At 45.7% G+C, this 516-nt stretch carries 1 pseudogene; it reads left to right on the top strand.

The features are described from left to right. Positions 1–3: 3 nt before the first annotated feature. Positions 4–516 (top strand): annotated as a pseudogene (locus AC0KTX_RS16855) (Rpn family recombination-promoting nuclease/putative transposase); the annotation flags it as partial.

Below are 516 nucleotides of genomic sequence, written 5' to 3' on the forward strand. Positions count from 1 at the left end.
GTTATGAAGGAATACCTCGATTTAAAACTGGACTTTATGTTTAAACAATTGTTCGGCCACCCGAGCCGAAAGCAGATAACAATCGCTTTTTTGAATGCGGTTTTGCATCGGACAGGCCATGACCGGATTGTTGATGTGCAGTTTGAAAACACGGAGCTGGCAAAAGAGATAGAAGAGGGGAAAATGAACCGGCTTGATGTGCTCGTGTGGACCGACCGAGGCGAGCGGATCAACGTGGAAAGGAAATTCAAATCATTGACCAACACGATATGCCGGAGCGGATTTTGTATTACTGGGCGAGGCTCTTTTCCCAGTCGCTTTTCAAAGGACAAGGGTACAGCGAACTTCCGCCCACGATTATGATTGCCATCCTCAACTACCCGCTCTTTCCGCATGAAACCGATCGCTTCCACACCATCTTTCATATCCGAGAGGATGAAGAACAATTTCTTTGGAGCGCGCATCTTGAATTTCACGCCATTGATGTATCACAATTTATGGTAAAATGGAAGAAAT

The organism is Aeribacillus sp. JST-2, assembly GCF_056032925.1.